Source organism: Neisseria sp. HMSC061H08, assembly GCF_001836795.1.
GTDB classification, from domain to species: domain Bacteria; phylum Pseudomonadota; class Gammaproteobacteria; order Burkholderiales; family Neisseriaceae; genus Neisseria; species Neisseria subflava_A.
In genome coordinates this window covers 411,309-428,399 of record NZ_KV830556.1, presented here as the reverse complement: position 1 = coordinate 428,399, position 17,091 = coordinate 411,309, and the positions used below count along the sequence as shown (strand labels likewise).

Here is a 17,091-nt window from a genome sequence, read left to right as displayed (position 1 = left end):
ATTAATAGTTTGTTTTATGTAAATATGTAAACACAAATATTTGCATACTGACGGAGAAATTGATTGCCTGATATTCAATCCGCCCCGACGTATGCCGTCTGAAAGGATAAGAAATGCAGAAACACACCCTCCGTCGCCTGCCTCTATTGATTGCCGCCGCCTTTGCCTCCGAATGGATTTATGCCGCCGATGCGGCGCAAGACGCGGAACAAGTGCAGTTGGAAGAAGTCGTCGTCACCGGCGAACGTGCTAACCGCAGCGGCTTTGAAACCGCCACGTCCAACCGCGTTTTCACCACGCCAAACATCGACCGCAGCGGCCACAACCTTTCCGCAACCGACCTGCTCAAACAGACTGTGAACACGGTGGATTTAGGCAACGGCAACGATTTGCCGACCGTGCGCGGCGTGGACGGCTCGGGACCCGCCGTCGGTGCGGTGGCGTTTTTTGCGGGCACGCGGCCGCGCCTGAACCTGTCCATAGACGGCCGCTCCGCCACTTACAACGAATACGCCTTCGGCACACAGTCGCTGTGGGACATGCAGCAGGTGGAAGTCTTGCGCGGGCCGCAAAGCCATGTGCGCGGGCAGAACGCGGTGGCTGGCGCGGTGGTGATGCGTTCCAAAGACCCGACCGACGAATGGGAAGGCGCGCTGCGCTTGGGTTTGGGCAACCAGAAAACGCGCAACATCGCCGGCGTAGTGTCCGGCCCGATTGTGAAAAATAACCTTGCCTTCCGCCTGAGCGCGGAGCGGCAGCAGCGCGAAAGCTACGAGCCGTTCGTGTCCTACGAGCCGACTGGCAACCCGCGCCGTGTGGAAAACACCAACGTGCGCTTCAAACTCCTGCTCACGCCCGAAAACCATCCCGATTTTTACAGCCGCCTGACGCTGAACCATATCCGTTCGCGCGCGCCGCAAAACGAAATCATGGGCAACACCGCCAGCCGCCGTTTTTTAAAAGAAAAGCCCGTGTTCGTAACCGGCTCAACATCGAGCATCTGGGACGCATCGTGGCAGCTTAACGACTATCTGAAACTGGAAAACAAACTGGTTTACGGCCGCTACCACAACGAGCGGCTGCATCTGCCGATGACCGTCAGCCCGCAAGGCGTGCCCGCCGAACTCAAAGGCCGCGAACTGCAATGGGAACCGGTATTGCATTTTTCAAACAAAGGCCGTCTGAAAGGCCTTGCCGGACTACACTACTTCCGCAGCAAACAAGACGAATGGGTGGACATCCGCAGCGTTGGCGGCCGCAACACCTTTGACGACCGCAACAGCGTGCGCGCCCTGTTTGCCGAAACCACATACAGCCCCCGCGAAAAATGGGACATCACAGCCGCCGCCCGCATTGAAAAAGAAACGCACAAACGAAGCGGTGGCAGCGGCGCACTGCACCTCGATTTGGACAAAGGCCAGACCGTGTTCCTGCCCAAAATCGACATCGCCTTCAAACCCACCGACCAATGGGTCAGCGGCATCAAAGCCGCGCGCGGCTACAACCCCGGCGGCGCGGGCATCACCTTCGGCCGCCCTGTCGTAACCTACACTTATGAACCCGAATATGTGAACAACTACGAGTGGTACACCCGCTGGCGCAGTGCAGACCGCCGCCTGCAACTCTCCGGCAACCTGTTCCTGAACCACTACCGCGACATGCAGCTCCCCTTCTATCTCGGCACCAACTCCGTCGTCATCCGCAACGCCAAAAAAGTCCACACCTACGGCGCGGAACTCGCCGCCGACTGGCAGGCGACCGACAGCCTGAAACTCACCACCGGACTGGGGCTGCTCAACACCAAAATCAAAAGCTATCCCGACAGCGGCATCGAAGGCAACAAACTCGGCCGCGCGCCCAAATACACCGCCAACATCGGCGTGAAATACCTGAACGACAAAGGCTGGGAAGCCGGCGGCGACGTGCGCTTCTACGGCGGCTACTACTCCGCCGCCGACAATGCCGAATCAGGCAAAATCGGCGCATACAACCAAGTCAACCTCTACACCGCCTACAACTTCAAACAAGGCCGCGTCTCGCTCTACGCCGACAACGTGTTCAACCGCCGCCGCCCCATATTCATTTCCAGCGCCGATCGCCAAGACGCGCTCTACCAACGCCCCAGAAGCGTGGGCGTGAGCGCGGAATGGAAGTTTTAAATGAAGCTGAAATGATGGAGGCCGTCTGAAAAAACATAGGTCGGACATTTATGCCCGACCTACCGTTTATTCCTCCAAAACACCCAAAGGAACCCCATGCACTACTTTACCCCCGCCAGAACCCTGCCCGAAGGCACCATCTACCTGACCGACCTGACCCACGTCGCCGACTTCGCCGACTGGCTGACCGAATTCGAAACCCTGTTAAACCAAAACCCCCGCTTTGCCACCGTCTGCACCCCGATGCGGCGGCAGGTGAGCGACGAACAGCGCATTGCCGATCGCAAAACCTACATCGAATGGATAAAGGCACACCGGCCGCAACTGTCCGAACGCTGCGCCGCCATGCTCCTCATCGAACCCGATGTGGCGCAACTGGCGTTCTCCCGCGAACAATCTTCCAAACTCGGCCCCGCGCTGGGCGTGAACTACATCGTCGAAGCAGATGAAACAACCGCCATGCTTCGCGCAGAAGAAGCGTTGAAGGCCGTCTGAAAAGATACTAAACCTATTTAAATACAAATCAAGTATTGCCACCCAATATGTTCAGACGGCCTTGCCCCTTTATTTGCCTCATCTTCAAAAGAATCATGTGATGTCCGACAATCAGACTTCCCCAAACTCACGCGACTGGCTGCTGCTTATCGGCGGCAGCACCTACAAATTCACGCTGACCGGTTTCTATTTGGTCGCGCTGGTCGCTATTTTGAAAAATCACGGTTACAGCCTGAACCAACTGAGCTGGATTCATTTAATCGGCAGTATCGAAGCGGCGAAAGTGTTGTTTGCCGCGCTGATGGAGCGGCGGCCGGCGGGGCGGTTCGGACGGTTTCGCGGCTGGCTGCTGACGGCGACGCTGGGGCTTTCGGCGGTGTTCGGGCTGATGGCCTGTACCGACATCACGCAGAACTTCCCGCTGCTTCTGGCCTGCTGCGTTTTGCTCTCGGCCATGTCGGCAGTGTACGGCTGCGCAATGTTGGGGTTGTCGTGCATCGTCCTGCCACACCGCGAACGCGGCTTCGGCGGCGTGATTCAAACGATGGCGGCACGCGGCGGCAAGATGATCGGCGGCGCGCTGGTGTTGTGGCTGTATCAGGAATACGGACAGACGGCGGCGGCCGGCTTTATGCTGGCGTTCAGCCTGCTGATGCTGCTGCAACTCTTATACTACCGCGAGCCGGAAAGCCCGACGGCACAAGGCAGTTGGACGGCATTGATGGCACGGCTGGTTTCTTTTTGGCGGCAGCCTGAAACGGGCTGGCGGTGGCTGGTTTTGCTGTTTGCCGTTGCCGTGCCATATGCGTTTATGGCGGCAACTTTTGTACCCAAGCTGGCGGATTTGGGCTTCACTCCGAAACAGACGGGAGGAATTTTGGCGGTAGGTATTCCTGTTGCCTGCCTGATTGTGACGCCGCTGTCGGGCTGGTTTTCGCGCAATTATCCGCACCGCAAACTCGTGTTCCTGCTCTACGCGCTGCAACTGCCGCTTTTGGCGTCCATGACCGCCATCGATGCGCTCGCCCGCATCCATCCTTGGCTGCCACCCGCGCAAATCATCGCCCTGAGCCTGAGCTACACGCTGCTGCTGCCGGTGATACTGGCGTTGGTGATGGACAAATCCGACCGTGCCACCGCTGCACTCGACAGCAGCCTGCAATTTTCCGTTGTCCTGCTTGGCAGTTACGCGGCCGGTTTCGCCGCCCTACGGCTGGCAAAGGCTATTGGTTATACAGATGCGTATTGGGTTGCAGTGTACTTAGCCGTATTGGTAGGCCTGCTTTTATATTTGAATAGAAATTTATTCAATCATTCAGAGCATGATTCACAATAATTCGCTTAGATATTTATCCATCGATTTTAATTGAGCGCGCCTCCGGATAATTTTTCATTTTATTGCACAATCTCTCATGAAAATATAACAAAACGTGCCCATAATACTGCCGTTATTACACTCTTAAATTTAAAAGGAACCTCATGACTGCTGTTCTCATCGTTCTCGGCTTGATTGCCATTGTTGTCGGCATCTTAGGCACTATTTATCCCGCCCTGCCCGGATTGGGTTTGATGTTTGGTGGCGCATGGCTGTTGGGTTATGCCGGCGATTATCAAGTGTTTGGCTCGGGTACGCTGACCTTTTTGGCCATCGTTGCCGTATTTGGTACTGCGATGGACTATGTGGCGGGCGCATTGGGTGCAAAATATACCGGCGCAAGCAAAACCGCGGTTTGGGGCGCGTTTATCGGCGGCATTGTCGGCGCATTCTTCTCTATTCCGGGCCTGTTGCTCGGCCCGTTGGCAGGCGCGGCCATCGGCGAATTTATCGCACGCAAAGACACATGGCAGGCAGGCAAAGTCGGTATCGGTACGTTTATCGGCTTTATCATTGGCACAGTAGCCAAAATCGGCTGCGCATTAACCATTGCGTTAACCATCCTGTTTGTTTGGTTAGCCTCATTCTTCTAAACAAAAAACATTAAAGGCCGTCTGAATTTCAAACATTCAGACGGCCTTTTCATTTCATTGTTTATTTGCCGCAGCAGGCTTTGTACTTTTTACCGCTGCCACACGGGCAAGGATCGTTGCGGCCCACTTTTTCGCCTTCGCGGCGTACGGTTTGCGGTTTATTGATGATGGCCTGCCAATACCAGTAAATATCCAGCAGGACATGCGGCAAATCAGATTCCAACTGGGTCAGCTCTTTTTCATTCAGATGCAAGATGACTTCGCCGTTTTCCTCGTCGTCATAAATACCGCCCAAAGCCATAATCGGATAGAACAAATCTTCAAACTCTTCCTGATCGACTGCTTCAAACCAATCGGTAGGCACAATATCCAGTGCGTAAAGATAGGCGTTACACCAAGTGTAGAAATCCGGATTGCCGGCTTCATCTTCATAAAACCACAAATCAGGCAGAATTTTCTCGTTGAGCTTCATGCGCATATCGGCGGCCATTGCCATCACCAAACGCTCGATTTCAGTGCGCTCTTTGGCATCAAACAAAGATTCTTCACCCAAAATCTCAGGCAGCCAGTTGGTCGGATTCAAAGCATCCGGACCGCTCAATAAAGCCATCATAAAACCCTGCACTTCATCACAACGCATGGTGTTGTGGGCTTCGGATTTGGCATCCAGCAATTCCATCAATCGGCTACGTGCCGCTTCATCAAAAGTCAGTATTTGCATTTTTGTTCCTTAACATAAAATCATATTATGGTTTTCAGACGGCCTGGGCATGGATACGCTGCCGCATTTGTTCAAACAGACAAACCGTTGCCGCCATCGCGACATTCAGGGATTCGGTTTGCCCCAACATGGGAATTTTGACACAGGCATCGGCCTTCTCTTTTACCCTTTCACTCACGCCGCTGCCTTCGTTGCCAAACACCCAAGCACAAGGTTGACTGAGGTCCATTTCATACAAACCAATATTGTGCCCACCCAAGGCGGTTGCCCAAATTTGATGCTGATACGTTTCCATCCAAGCGGATAATTCCACTCGACTGAAAATAGACAGTAGAAAATGCGCGCCCATCCCCGCTCGCAACACTTTAGGCGACCAGATATCCACGGAATCATTGCTGCACACAATTTGCCTGACCCCTGCCGCCGCCGCGCTGCGCAAAATTGTGCCTGCATTGCCGGGGTCTTGTACCCGCTCCAATACCACGCAATCGCCGTTTGAAGGCAAGCCTGCCTGCTGCGGAATATCAATCCAAGTCATCACATCATCGGCATCGGTCAGACTGGTGATTTTAGACAGCGCTTCGTTACCGACCCAAGTAATCAACCCCTCGTCCAACTGCGCTGTAATTTCTTGAATTTCAGGATGCTGCTGTTTCTTTTCAGGCAGATAAACCTGTTTGGGCGTACCGCCGCTTTGCAAATAAGTTTGCAGCAGATGTACGCCTTCCAATACGGTTTCGCCGCTTTCACGCCTTGCTTTGGCCTGCGTCAGCAGACGGAATAAATGTTTGAGCTGTTCGTTTTGAGCAGAGGTAATCAGTTTCATGGAGCGCATTATAACTGTTTTGACTTCATTGAAGCTATGCTTTCAGACGGCCTGACGGTTTCACTTCAAAAATAAAAAACCCTTGCAATGAAGCAAGGGTTTTACATGATTTCATTTTTTACTGCACAACAGTCTGCTGCTCATTTTTTTGCTCGGTGCGGACAGTCGGATGATTTTCAATTTTTCCGTCTTTTGCCGCATTCGGCACAACAGTCTCGCCAGGCTCGGAAGCCGCTTTATCACTAGGCGTACCGCTCACTGGAATGATATTTTGGGCAGGCTGAGTATTAGACTTCTCCGCAACCGGCATAGCGTCACGAGAAGATTGCGGTGTAAATTGCCATACTGCAACAGCAATCGCACACACGCTGGCAGCGGCCGCAAAGAATTTGAAGAAGCCGCTATTAGCCGCTTCACGCTGAGCATATTTTTCCTGTTTGCCTTCAGCTTCGGCTTGAGGCACTGTAAATGCTTTGCTTTGCATGGTTTCACCGGCAACACTCGCCGCCGCACCCTGACGGATACAGTCGCCGATAATGTGGTACTCATGCCAAGCGCGCATAGCTTCCTCGTCTGCCAATACGGCATCCAGCATCTCATCAGTCAATGCTTCACCGTCCATCAATGCAGACACATACTCCAATGCTTTATTTGTTTTGTCGTTCATTTTTATTACCACCTTTGATCTTCAGAAGTATCCAACAGCGGCCGCAAATCTTTTGCAATCAGTTCACGCGCTCTGAAAATACGCGAACGTACAGTACCTATCGGACAATCCACTACCCGAGCTATTTCTTCGTAAGACAAGCCATCCATTTCCCTAAGCGTAATGGCTTGACGCATATCGTCTGGCAGTTGCGCAATGCTTGCTTCGACGGTCTGCAAGATTTCCCGATTCATCATTTCAGCTTCCGGCGTATGGTAATCCGCAATCTGATCGGTTAAATCAAGAACATCTCCCTCCTCATTGGCTGCTTCCGAGCTGACAAAAAACTGACGACCCGAAGTGGTCAGGAAATTCTTTGCCGTATTGATACCGATACGGTACAGCCATGTATAAAATGCACTTTCTCCACGAAAATTTGCCAATGCACGATAAGCCCTAATCATTGCCTCTTGGGTTACATCGTGTACTTCGTGCTCGTCCTGAATAAAACGGGAAATCAGTCTGTTTAGCCGACGCTGATACTTGGACATCAGCATCTCGAATGCCTTATGGTCACCTTTCTGTGCGCGCTCCACCAAAACTTGATCTATTTGGCGATCGTTCATATTCAACCTTTAATCGTTTTACTGCTTTAAACCAAAAATAGTAAAGCGTGCTGTGCACAGTAAAGACAGCAACGCTTTGAAATAGTTCCACGAGATTACACTCAATTGCTAAAGTTTATTCGTACAGATACTCTAACATTGACTATATTTCTTGATATACATGGACTTAATAAAAGTAGTTTAATTACTAATAGTTACTAAACTTAGAGTCAACCCCTTTATTTTTTGCTATATATTTGGCTAACTTTTCATGAACAGGTAAATAACCTTGTTCCATTCGAACATCGCTTCCCACCCGAAGATTAACAACAGCAAGGCAATTGTTGCCCATACTTAGGATAATCGGCCAATATTTACGGACAAATGGCACAATATGACACTCTTGCAATAGTTTTTCGACTGATTTTTCCCTCTGTCCCGAATGAATCACATCACCTTTGACCACACTTCGAAGTACCGCCGGCCTCTCCAACTCCTCTTCTGACAAACCTCCCTTAAACGGTAATAAAACGAAACCATTTTCCAACAAAATATCTTTCAGACGGCCTCGAACTTCCCTGCCATTACACCAAGGAAGGTTTTGAAACTCACTTTCCTGACAAACAAACAGCTTGTCCCGATATGCGACCAGTTCCCCGTCTGACAAATTCAACTGCGCCTGATCTGCGGTTTCCAACACTCGGGCAAAATCGACAATACTGTGATAAGAAGGCAATGATTCCGTTTGCTTTCGCAAAAAATACCAAAGCAAACGACGACGCAAAAGCGGCGTACATTGCCGCCACAGACTGATGGTGAATATGCCGTTTGGACTGATGCGCTGGTATTCAGACTCAATCAATTCATCTAAAAGCTGCAAATCTTCCTGCAATAATCGAACATTGGCACAAATTTGCTGTTCAAAATTCGGAATACGCTGCTGCCATTGCGGCAAAGCCTGATTTCTCATCCAATTGCGTAAATAGCCGGAGTCTTCATTACTTTCGTCTTCAACAAAAGATAATCCCCATTGTTGCGCATACTCAGCCAGTTCCTGACGGGAAAATGCCAAAAGCGGTCGCCAAATTTGAACCTCTTCATTTAAATCACGCCATACCGGCATGGCCGCCATACCGCGCAATCCACCCCCACGTACAGCCGACAGCATAAATGTTTCGATTTGATCATTGCGGTGGTGGGCCAAAACAATAATTTTCCTCAGGCCGTCTGAAAATGCCTGATATCGTGCAGCCCTAGCCGCCGCTTCCAAACCTTTTCCTTGTTTTTCCACATTGACACGACACACTCGCAAAACAACATTCAAACCCCGACAATAATCCTGACAAAATTTAGCCCAAGTGTCAGCATTGGTGCTTAAACCATGATTAACATGGACGGTACGCAAATCAAAATGGCGAAATTCGCGCATCCGATGCAAAAGATGCAGCAGGACGACAGAATCCAATCCGCCACTCAAGCCAACTTCAACAACAGTATGGCTCGGCAAATTAGGAAAAGCTGCTTGAAAACTTTTAAATAGGAAATCAGGGAATACTTGCGACATTTCAGACGGCCTGAAATTGTGAGTTACTCAAAAATAGAACACAAAAAAAGCAAGCAGTGGCGCCATCTGCTTGCTTTTTCAACAATCAAACTTATTTATCGGTAAATTTACCGTAAGCCATGATGCGGTCGAAACGGCGAGAAAGCAAGTCAGGCATGGTCATGCTTTGCGCTTCGCTTAATTGCTGTTCCAAAACGGTTTTGACGTTTTTCATCGTGGTTTCAAAATCACGGTGTGCGCCACCCAAAGGTTCATCAATTACTTTATCGATGACATCCAACTCTTGCAGACGTTTGGCGGTAATACCCAAAGCTTGTGCAGCATCTGCTGCTTTTTCAGCAGTTTTCCAAAGAATAGAGGCGCAACCTTCGGGAGAAATCACCGAATAAGTCGAGTATTGCAGCATATTGACGTAGTCACCGACAGCCACTGCCAACGCACCACCTGAACCACCTTCGCCAATGATGGTGCACAATACCGGCACATGCAAGCGGGTCAGTTCGTACAAATTACGGCCGATGGCTTCAGACTGGCCGCGTTCTTCTGCTCCAATGCCCGGATACGCGCCCGGGGTATCGACAAAGGTCATGACCGGAATATTGAATTTTTCGGCAGTCTGCATCAAGCGCAGTGCTTTACGGTAACCCTCAGGACGCGGCATACCGAAATTGCGGCGGATTTTTTCTTTGGTATCGCGGCCTTTTTGATGACCGATAACCATCACGCTTTGGCCGTTGAAACGCGCCAAACCGCCGACAATGGCATGATCGTCAGAATAATGGCGGTCGCCGTGCAGCTCTTCAAAATCGGTAAAAATACCGTTGATATAGTCCAAAGTATAAGGACGTTGCGGATGGCGGGACACTTGTGAAATTTGAGCCGGAGTCAGCTTGCTGAAAATTGACTTGGTCAACTCGCTGCTTTTCTTTTTCAGTCTGGCAATCTCGTCGGAAATATCAACGGCAGATTCGTCTTGTACGAATCGCAACTCGTCAATTTTATTGGTTAATTCGGCGATGGGTTGTTCGAAGTCCAAAAAAACGGGTTTCATAAAACAAAGCTCTCGGTAACGGTTGCTGACATGATACGCTAATCAGACGTATTTGACAGCATTTCTCAAAGGGAAACTGCCATCTTTTGCAATAAAAAACTTTCAGACGGCCTTTAACAAAGAAATAGTATATCTGCACTAAATGTATGGCGTGCCGTATCTTATGATAAACTTCAATTCAGTTCAATCATTTCAAACAGGCTATGAAAAACGATCATGACAATTCGTCCATGCGCTTGGACAAATGGCTGTGGGCCGCGCGCTTTTTCAAGACCCGCGCGCTGGCACAAAAACACATTGAGCTGGGCAGGGTTTTGGTAAACGGTTCGAAGGTAAAAAACAGCAAAAATATTTCCGCCGGCGACACCATCGACATGACTTTGAACTCCCTACCCTACAAATTCAAAGTCGCCGCGCTCAATCATCAACGCCGCCCGGCACCGGAAGCGCGTTTACTGTACGAAGAAGACATGAAAACGGCTGCCGAACGCGAAGCTCAAAAACAGCTCGACCAAGCCAGCCGCATCAGTGCCGCTTATCCAGACGGACGCCCAACCAAACGCGACCGCCGCCAGCTTGACCGTATGAAGCGCGATAGCTGGTAAAACGTTTCATCCATTGTTTCAGACGGCCCCATATCTATGCCGTCTGAAAACCAAAAACAGGCAGGACATCCTGCCTGTTTTTTATTTGTGATGATTAAAATTTATATTCTAACTGACCACGAATAACGTTTACGTCCTGCTTATCCGTGCCGACAGTAGGCGTCACCTGTTTGCCGGCCAAATAGAAGCCTTTGAGTTTCCAGTTTTTCCAAGGAATATAGGTCGCACCGATTTGCACGCCTTGGACGTTTTTGCTGTAATCCTCAACAGAAGAGACACCGGACAATGAACCGACACGGCGGTAGTTCAAGAATACGTCGTAAGAATTGCGGACGTTCCAGTCGGCTGATTTATAGCGTACTTCAGTGAACACGCCATCATTTTTGATTTTTTGTCCGGCATCATTATAGGCTTTGATATTGGACTTGCTGACTGCAGCCATCCAATGCCAATCGTCATTAAATTTGATGTCCGTACCGATTTCTCCAAAGACCGCATTTTTCTTCGCACCGCGTACATCGATGTCTTTCATGTAGCTGACGGTTGCGCCGACGTTAATATTCTCATTCACAGGCAACATGCTTTGCACCGCGGCAAAATGTCTGCGGCGGCCGCCAATACCCCATGCGTTGTCGTTCAAATTGCCAGTGCGGCGGCCTGCATAGATTTTGGTAGGCAGGGTTTTATTGTCGAAGAAGATTTCGCCGCCGGTGACTTCGGTATCCCATACGCGGCCGTATGAAGAAAACGCACCAAATTTACCGACACGCGCTTTAATGTTGTTGTACAAAGTGCCTTCGGCATACAGTTTATTCACCGGCACATCATGATCGCCATTAAATTTACCGGTTTCCAAATCGATATTCGGCTCGATTTGCGCAACCAATTTCCAGTCTTTGTACAGTTTCGCGCGCAACCAAAACTCCGCATTAAAGTTGGCATTGGTATCTTCAGGCGTCGGATTAATGCCGCTGTTATTGGCATTGATGTCTTTGGTATCCGCACGTACGCGCAAGCCACCATTTACAGTCAACAAGTCATTGAAAATACTGATTTTATCGTCGTCTTTTCGAATAATACTGCCGGAATTGACATAATCGTTGGTGGTGGCCAAAGCCGCCGCATCACGTCCGCCATCAGCATTCTCTGCCAAAGAATAAGACGATGAAGCCAATAAAATACAGGTTACAATCAGTTTGGTTTGAAATTTCATGCCGACTCTCCAAAAGAAGGTATTGAAAGTGAAGTATTCGATAAAGCGTACAAAATTATGAATTTCGTATAAATTATTCATTTTATTTACTAATTATTTTTATCGTATGTAAATTAGTGTAATCAGTCAAGCAGATTTAAACGCTTTATCCTCTTTCAGACGGCCTCTTGATTCAAGTCAAACAGAATCCTGCTCATCAAGCTGTTCAAACTGCCATTCCAAGGCATCGGCCAATGCCGTCCTGCGTTTTTGATGGCATCCCACAGCCTGACACAATTCCTCCGCATTTCCCCAAAACACAAAACGTTCACGCGCACGGGTAATGGCTGTGTAAAGCAGATCCTTATCCAAACCTCGGGCTTCCTCTTCACTTTCCGTCGTTGCAGGCACTGACGGGGGCAATAGCCATACTTCCCGATATTCCGAACCTTGGCTCTTATGCACCGTCATGGCAAAAGCCGATTCAAAATCGGGCAAACGGCTGATAGCAATTTTTTTGAATCCATCTTTCTCAGGAAAATAGGCAGACAAGCCATTCAACGATTCTTCATCTTTCATAATTAGCCCGATGTCGCCGTTAAACACTTCCAGCATGTAATCATTGTGGGTAATCATGATGATTTGTCCAGCAAACCAAGGCGTTTCGCCCGAAACCTTGCCTTGTCGTTGCAAGTATTCTTGATAAGCCTGATTCAAATCATCCGCATCCTGCCGCCAAGCCGCCAATACCACCACATCGGCCGCATGACCATAGGCAAGTGCAACATTATTCTCTTCCACAGCCTGCCAATAATCCTGTTGCTTTTGATACAGCAAGGCAACCTGCTCTTTCAGACGGCCTGATTTCATTTCCAATTCTTTGGGGAACTTGTCAAACTGTTCGACCGCAGTTTGCTTTTTCCCGGACACCACTGCCCTTGCCAAACAGCCGATACCGCTGTCTGCACCAAAACGGTGGCTGAACGTCAATTTGGCATTGTTTTGCGATAAAGCCTGTGGCTGCCCTTTTATCTCAAAGCCATGATCAGGCAGGTACACTTCCAACTTCTCAGCGGTTTCTTTATCCAAAGTCGTCGGACGCGACAATGCCGCCAATACGGCTCCCAAGCCAACCGACGGCAACTGGTTTTCATCGCCAAGCAACACCAGACGACAGCCAGTCGGCACGGCACGCAATAAATCCAACACCAGCGGCAAATCCAACATCGAAGCCTCATCCACCACCAAAACATCCAAAGCAAGCGGATATTCATGATTAAACGCAGGACGCATTTGCGGCGGCCTCAATTTCAATAATCGATGGACGGTCTGCCCTTCCAAGTTTTCCAAATGCGCTTTAATACTTGAGGACAAATCAAAACCGTCCAAAGCACGCTGTAAGGCCCGTGCCATATGCGCAGCCGCTTTGCCTGTCGGCGCCGCCAAAGCGATACGGGGCAGCTTCGTACTGTTATTGCAAATCAGACCCAAAAGCTTTGCTACGGTCGTCGTCTTACCCGTACCCGGCCCGCCGGTAATCAGCATAAAGTTTTGCAGCAAAGCCAAAGCCGCAGCATCCCGTTGCTCTTTACTGTCTTTAGTATCAAACCAATCGCTCAGGCTTTTTGAAGCCGCCATGAAATTCACTTCTTCCGCCTCGGCACTGGCCAGCCGTTTTATTTCAACAGCCAAATCATGCTCCAACTGCCACATCCGCCCCAAAAACAATTTCCGGCCTTGTAGAATAAGCGGTTTATCCGCATTACCGACCAAGTTCGGTAAGTTGCTTAAGACATCAACATCCGCTTTATCCAAGTAAATAAATGAATGCCCGTTTTGCAAGGCTGCAAACAGTCGAACCACATAAGGCTCAATAACGGATGCACCCTGTACTTCGTGGCGGCGGAAAAACGCTATGGCCGCATCTGCGGCAGAGGAAAGGATAGAGTCGGTCGGATTCATGGCTCAGAATTGATTGATACGGAAAAAAGAAAGGCCGTCTGAAAAACAGCGTTTCCATAAATGAAAACCTATTTTTCAGACGGCCTCTATTATACCTTTCAAAGCATAAAATATTTGCCTGAAATAATAACCTTATTGCAGCACTTGCAGGCTGCCGTCTTTCATGGTCATTACCCGGTCGAAACGCTCAGCCAGCTCGTCATCATGGGTCACCACAATCAGGCTGGTGTTTAATTCGCGTTTCAAATCCAGCATCATGTCCAACACATTTTGCGCATTTTTACGGTCAAGGTTCCCCGTCGGCTCATCTGCCAACAGGCATTTCGGCTCATTAACCAAAGCACGGGCAATCGCCGCACGCTGACGCTCACCGCCGGAAAGTTCGCTCGGACGGTGCAACATACGTTTGTCCAAGCCAACCTTTTTCAGCATCTTGACAGCCTTCTCCTCAGCCATCGCCTTAGGCATTTTGCCGATTAAAAGCGGCATCATGACATTTTCCAACGCAGAAAACTCAGGCAATAGATGGTGAAACTGATACACAAAGCCCAAATAACGGTTGCGCAATTCGCCCAACTGTTTTTGGCTCAAACCGCCCAAATCCTGATCCATCAGTATTACCTTGCCTTCAGACGGCATATCCAAGCCACCAAGAAGGTGCAGCAACGTAGATTTACCGCTGCCTGACGAACCAATAATACTCACGCTTTCCGCTTCAGCAACTTCAAAATCCAAATGATTCAACACTTGTACATTCAATGCGCCATCATTATAGCTTTTGCCAACGCCGGTACATTTCAAAATTGTCTTACTCATAACGCAAAGCCTCCGCAGGTTGGGTTTTTGCAGCACGCCAGCTCGGATACAGTGTGGCGATAAATGCCAAGCCAAGCGAAATGCAGGCAATAACGACGACATCCTTCAAGTTCACATCGCTAGGCAGGTAATCAATGAAATAAACTTGAGAGTTAATCAAATGCACGCCAAACAGGTCTTCAAAAAACGCGACAATCTTGCCGACATTCCAACCCAGCAATACACCGCATACCACGCCCACAAGCGTACCAAAGAAACCTGCAAATGCACCTTGCACCAAGAAAATTTTCATGACGCCACCTGGAGACAAACCCAAAGTGCGCAAAATCGCAATATCGGCTTGTTTTTCCGTTACCGCCATTACCAAAGACGAGACAAGGTTAAACGCAGCAACCGCGATAATCAGTGTCAAAATAATGAACATCATGCGTTTTTCCAACTCAACGGCTTCAAAATAGCTGCGGTTGTTAAACGTCCAGTCGCGCACCCATACTTCATCTTTTTTAGCATCGGGAATCAACTTGGCAATGAAAGACGGCGCATTCTGCGGATCAGCCAATCGTAAACGCAGCCCACCGACATTTTCTCCCAGTCGATATAAGACTTGCGCATCCTTGATATGCGTCATGGCCAATGTGTTATCGACTTCATAGACACCGGTTTTTACCACACCGACCACATTAAACTGCTTCAAGCGCGGCACTACGCCGGCAGGAGTAACATTACCCTCCGGCGTAATCACAGTAACTTTACCGCCAAGCTCCGTACCCAATGCCTCAGCCAGCCCTTGACCTAAAATAATATCAAATTCGCCCGGCTTCAAATCGTCAAAACTGCCGGCCGGCATATCCTTGCCGTAATCAACGACATTTTTTTCTTCAGACGGCAAGATACCGCGTATCTGTACACCGCGTACTTCGCCGGCATTGGCAAGCAAAGCCTGATCGGAAACATAAGGCGCGCTGGCCAATACTTCCTTTTTGCCTTTTACAAATTCGCGCAAATTCTGCCAACCCGGCGCACTGCCGACATCGTAATAGCCGATTTCCGCATGAGGTGCGACGTTCAACAATTGACCGCGTATCTCTTTCTGAAATCCGTTCATTACCGATAACACCACAATCAGCGCCGTTACGCCCAAGGCGATGCCGGCGATTGAAATCATGGTAATAAATGACATAAAGCCGTTGCGTTTTTTCGCACGCAAATAGCGCAGGCCTATCCAAGTTTCTAAAGAAGCCATTCAAGAATGCCTCATTCGTTTGTCAAAAAAGGCTTATTGTACCGTAAAACCGACAGGTCGTCCGATTGCCCGACTGATGTGGCATTCAGGAATAAAGTGTATGTAAAACCATGTATCTTCCCGTAAATTCTGCCGAAAAACTTGCACAATCACCCAATCGCCCTTATTCTGAAGCTGTGACTCGTTTTGTCACCATCAAAAAGGAAATACACTAATGAACAGCAAAAAATTCTTGGCCCTCGTATCCGTAGCTGTAGGTTTGTCATTCAGCTTCAATGCATATGCCGCCAAAGAAATCAAAATCAGTTCAAACAATACCGCTTACTCCGACGCCGATGTTCAAAAACTGGCAGCCACTGCTGTCGGCATGGGCGTAAAAGAACCTGTCAGCCTCAACAGCGGAAACGGTGTTGTTACCGTATCCGGCAGCAGCGCAACCAAATGCGCATTCAAAGTCGGCAACGGTGATACGCCTCAAATTCAAGGCGTGAGCTGCAAATAATCTGATTTCATCAATGAAAAGGCCGTCTGAAAAACATTCAGACGGCCTTTTCATATTGGCATTTAAGATTGGATGTTTCTTCTATCGTAAACGGCTTGAGCCAAAGTACCGGCATCCACATATTCCATCTCGCCGCCCAAAGGGATTCCCCTTGCCAACCGGCTGACTTTATAGGGAAGATTCTTAAACAATTCCGCCAATACATACGCTGTCGCATCGCCTTCGGCTGTGAAGTTGGTCGCAATGATAATTTCCTCAATATCACTCGCCTGCAAACGGGCCACCAGCTTATCTAACGCTACTGCCGAAATATCCATGCCCTGCGCCGGGCTGACTTGCCCCATCAAAACAAAATACAGGCCATCATGGCAATTGGCCGCCTCCATGCTGGAGACATCCGCCGGCATATGCACAATCATCAAACGGCTTTTATCGCGTTTTTCGTCTGCGCAAATTTCACACAAATCGCCTTCGCAAAATGTGTTGCACATCCGACAATGCTGCACCTGCCTCAAAGCAAACTGCAAAGCGTCCACCAATTCCTGCGCTTCTTCGCGTTTGTACTGCAAAAGCTGGTAAGCCATACGTTGTGCAGATTTCGGTCCGACATTGGGCAATATCTTTAATGCATTAATCAAGCGGACAAAGGCATCAGGATTTTTACTCATGATTTCAGACGGCCTTTAAAAAGATAGCTAAAAATAAGAAAACAGCCGGAATTTATCCGGCTGCCCTA

At 49.3% G+C, this 17,091-nt stretch carries 17 protein-coding genes; 6 read left to right on the top strand and 11 right to left on the bottom strand.

Features of this window, described 5'->3' with window-relative positions:
* The first annotated feature begins 113 nt into the window (after nt 1–113).
* The 4 genes from HMPREF2675_RS03070 (at nt 114) to HMPREF2675_RS03055 (ending at nt 4,622) form a co-directional block, all read left to right on the top strand.
* Nucleotides 114–2,159: a TonB-dependent receptor gene (locus tag HMPREF2675_RS03070; protein WP_070814030.1), complete on the top strand. Its 2,046-nt coding sequence runs from the start codon at nt 114–116 to the stop codon at nt 2,157–2,159.
* A gap of 96 nt (nt 2,160–2,255) precedes the next feature.
* Nucleotides 2,256–2,654 carry an extensin gene (locus HMPREF2675_RS03065; protein WP_070814029.1) on the top strand — a complete coding sequence of 133 codons (399 nt, stop codon included), beginning with the start codon at nt 2,256–2,258 and terminating at the stop codon, nt 2,652–2,654.
* A 100-nt stretch (nt 2,655–2,754) separates the two neighbouring features.
* Entirely contained in the window at nt 2,755–3,990 is a 1,236-nt protein-coding gene (locus tag HMPREF2675_RS03060) for an MFS transporter (RefSeq protein ID WP_070814028.1), read from the top strand.
* Nucleotides 3,991–4,133: 143 nt separating this feature from the next.
* Nucleotides 4,134–4,622, top strand: a complete 489-nt coding sequence (locus HMPREF2675_RS03055; RefSeq protein WP_070814027.1) for a DUF456 domain-containing protein — start codon at nt 4,134–4,136, stop codon at nt 4,620–4,622.
* Nucleotides 4,623–4,683: 61 nt separating this feature from the next.
* Here HMPREF2675_RS03055 and HMPREF2675_RS03050 read toward each other — a convergent pair whose 3' ends face one another.
* The 6 genes from HMPREF2675_RS03050 to HMPREF2675_RS03025 all read right to left on the bottom strand — a co-directional run bounded on the left by HMPREF2675_RS03050 (nt 4,684) and on the right by HMPREF2675_RS03025 (nt 10,035).
* Nucleotides 4,684–5,343, bottom strand: a complete 660-nt coding sequence (locus tag HMPREF2675_RS03050) for a YecA family protein (RefSeq protein ID WP_049348483.1) — start codon at nt 5,341–5,343, stop codon at nt 4,684–4,686.
* A 34-nt stretch (nt 5,344–5,377) separates the two neighbouring features.
* Nucleotides 5,378–6,169: a TrmH family RNA methyltransferase gene (locus HMPREF2675_RS03045; protein WP_070814086.1), complete on the bottom strand. Its 792-nt coding sequence runs from the start codon at nt 6,167–6,169 to the stop codon at nt 5,378–5,380.
* Between the two features lie 118 nt (nt 6,170–6,287).
* The gene (locus HMPREF2675_RS03040; protein WP_070814026.1) at nt 6,288–6,836 is read right to left on the bottom strand and encodes a sigma-E factor negative regulatory protein; all 549 of its coding nucleotides are present in this window, start codon (nt 6,834–6,836) and stop codon (nt 6,288–6,290) included.
* A gap of 5 nt (nt 6,837–6,841) precedes the next feature.
* The gene (gene rpoE / locus HMPREF2675_RS03035; RefSeq protein WP_036493687.1) at nt 6,842–7,441 is read right to left on the bottom strand and encodes an RNA polymerase sigma factor RpoE; all 600 of its coding nucleotides are present in this window, start codon (nt 7,439–7,441) and stop codon (nt 6,842–6,844) included.
* A 187-nt stretch (nt 7,442–7,628) separates the two neighbouring features.
* Nucleotides 7,629–8,984 (bottom strand): tRNA lysidine(34) synthetase TilS, encoded by a 1,356-nt coding sequence (gene tilS, locus HMPREF2675_RS03030; RefSeq protein ID WP_070814025.1) that lies wholly within the window; start codon nt 8,982–8,984, stop codon nt 7,629–7,631.
* Nucleotides 8,985–9,075: 91 nt separating this feature from the next.
* Complete coding sequence (locus HMPREF2675_RS03025; protein WP_070814024.1) at nt 9,076–10,035, bottom strand: acetyl-CoA carboxylase carboxyltransferase subunit alpha; 960 nt, start codon at nt 10,033–10,035, stop codon at nt 9,076–9,078.
* 203 nt (nt 10,036–10,238) lie between these two features.
* Between HMPREF2675_RS03025 and HMPREF2675_RS03020 the strand changes: the two genes are divergently transcribed.
* Nucleotides 10,239–10,640: an RNA-binding S4 domain-containing protein gene (locus tag HMPREF2675_RS03020; RefSeq protein ID WP_003679090.1), complete on the top strand. Its 402-nt coding sequence runs from the start codon at nt 10,239–10,241 to the stop codon at nt 10,638–10,640.
* Between the two features lie 94 nt (nt 10,641–10,734).
* Here the strand turns inward: HMPREF2675_RS03020 and HMPREF2675_RS03015 are convergent, their stop codons facing one another.
* From HMPREF2675_RS03015 to HMPREF2675_RS03000, 4 genes are all read right to left on the bottom strand, one after another.
* Complete coding sequence (locus HMPREF2675_RS03015) at nt 10,735–11,934, bottom strand: hypothetical protein (protein ID WP_070814023.1); 1,200 nt, start codon at nt 11,932–11,934, stop codon at nt 10,735–10,737.
* A gap of 96 nt (nt 11,935–12,030) precedes the next feature.
* On the bottom strand, nt 12,031–13,794 hold the full coding sequence (recD, locus tag HMPREF2675_RS03010; RefSeq protein ID WP_070585420.1) for an exodeoxyribonuclease V subunit alpha: 1,764 nt from the start codon (nt 13,792–13,794) through the stop codon (nt 12,031–12,033).
* 132 nt (nt 13,795–13,926) lie between these two features.
* On the bottom strand, nt 13,927–14,610 hold the full coding sequence (lolD, locus tag HMPREF2675_RS03005) for a lipoprotein-releasing ABC transporter ATP-binding protein LolD (RefSeq protein ID WP_003683651.1): 684 nt from the start codon (nt 14,608–14,610) through the stop codon (nt 13,927–13,929).
* The gene (locus tag HMPREF2675_RS03000) at nt 14,603–15,853 is read right to left on the bottom strand and encodes a lipoprotein-releasing ABC transporter permease subunit (protein WP_070814022.1); all 1,251 of its coding nucleotides are present in this window, start codon (nt 15,851–15,853) and stop codon (nt 14,603–14,605) included. Before HMPREF2675_RS03000 ends, lolD begins: the two co-directional genes overlap by 8 nt.
* Nucleotides 15,854–16,067: 214 nt before the next feature.
* Here HMPREF2675_RS03000 and HMPREF2675_RS02995 point away from each other — a divergent pair, with 214 nt between their 5' ends.
* Nucleotides 16,068–16,355: a hypothetical protein gene (locus HMPREF2675_RS02995; RefSeq protein ID WP_003683377.1), complete on the top strand. Its 288-nt coding sequence runs from the start codon at nt 16,068–16,070 to the stop codon at nt 16,353–16,355.
* Between the two features lie 62 nt (nt 16,356–16,417).
* Here HMPREF2675_RS02995 and recR read toward each other — a convergent pair whose 3' ends face one another.
* Entirely contained in the window at nt 16,418–17,023 is a 606-nt protein-coding gene (gene recR, locus HMPREF2675_RS02990; RefSeq protein WP_070814021.1) for a recombination mediator RecR, read from the bottom strand.
* Nucleotides 17,024–17,091 lie beyond the last annotated feature (68 nt).

Bases quoted from the DNA above. Each gene is read 5' to 3' on its own strand.
- lolD (WP_003683651.1), bottom strand. From the start codon at position 14,610: ATGAGTAAGACAATTTTGAAATGTACCGGCGTTGGCAAAAGCTATAAT.
- HMPREF2675_RS03015 (WP_070814023.1), bottom strand. From the start codon at position 11,934: ATGAATAATTTATACGAAATTCATAATTTTGTACGCTTTATCGAATAC.
- HMPREF2675_RS03045 (WP_070814086.1), bottom strand. From the start codon at position 6,169: ATGAAACTGATTACCTCTGCTCAAAACGAACAGCTCAAACATTTATTC.
- HMPREF2675_RS03040 (WP_070814026.1), bottom strand. From the start codon at position 6,836: ATGAACGACAAAACAAATAAAGCATTGGAGTATGTGTCTGCATTGATG.
- HMPREF2675_RS03070 (WP_070814030.1), top strand. From the start codon at position 114: ATGCAGAAACACACCCTCCGTCGCCTGCCTCTATTGATTGCCGCCGCC.
- HMPREF2675_RS03020 (WP_003679090.1), top strand. From the start codon at position 10,239: ATGAAAAACGATCATGACAATTCGTCCATGCGCTTGGACAAATGGCTG.
- HMPREF2675_RS03025 (WP_070814024.1), bottom strand. From the start codon at position 10,035: ATGAAACCCGTTTTTTTGGACTTCGAACAACCCATCGCCGAATTAACC.
- tilS (WP_070814025.1), bottom strand. From the start codon at position 8,984: ATGTCGCAAGTATTCCCTGATTTCCTATTTAAAAGTTTTCAAGCAGCT.
- HMPREF2675_RS03055 (WP_070814027.1), top strand. From the start codon at position 4,134: ATGACTGCTGTTCTCATCGTTCTCGGCTTGATTGCCATTGTTGTCGGC.
- HMPREF2675_RS03065 (WP_070814029.1), top strand. From the start codon at position 2,256: ATGCACTACTTTACCCCCGCCAGAACCCTGCCCGAAGGCACCATCTAC.
- rpoE (WP_036493687.1), bottom strand. From the start codon at position 7,441: ATGAACGATCGCCAAATAGATCAAGTTTTGGTGGAGCGCGCACAGAAA.
- HMPREF2675_RS02995 (WP_003683377.1), top strand. From the start codon at position 16,068: ATGAACAGCAAAAAATTCTTGGCCCTCGTATCCGTAGCTGTAGGTTTG.
- HMPREF2675_RS03000 (WP_070814022.1), bottom strand. From the start codon at position 15,853: ATGGCTTCTTTAGAAACTTGGATAGGCCTGCGCTATTTGCGTGCGAAA.
- HMPREF2675_RS03050 (WP_049348483.1), bottom strand. From the start codon at position 5,343: ATGCAAATACTGACTTTTGATGAAGCGGCACGTAGCCGATTGATGGAA.
- recR (WP_070814021.1), bottom strand. From the start codon at position 17,023: ATGAGTAAAAATCCTGATGCCTTTGTCCGCTTGATTAATGCATTAAAG.
- recD (WP_070585420.1), bottom strand. From the start codon at position 13,794: ATGAATCCGACCGACTCTATCCTTTCCTCTGCCGCAGATGCGGCCATA.
- HMPREF2675_RS03060 (WP_070814028.1), top strand. From the start codon at position 2,755: ATGTCCGACAATCAGACTTCCCCAAACTCACGCGACTGGCTGCTGCTT.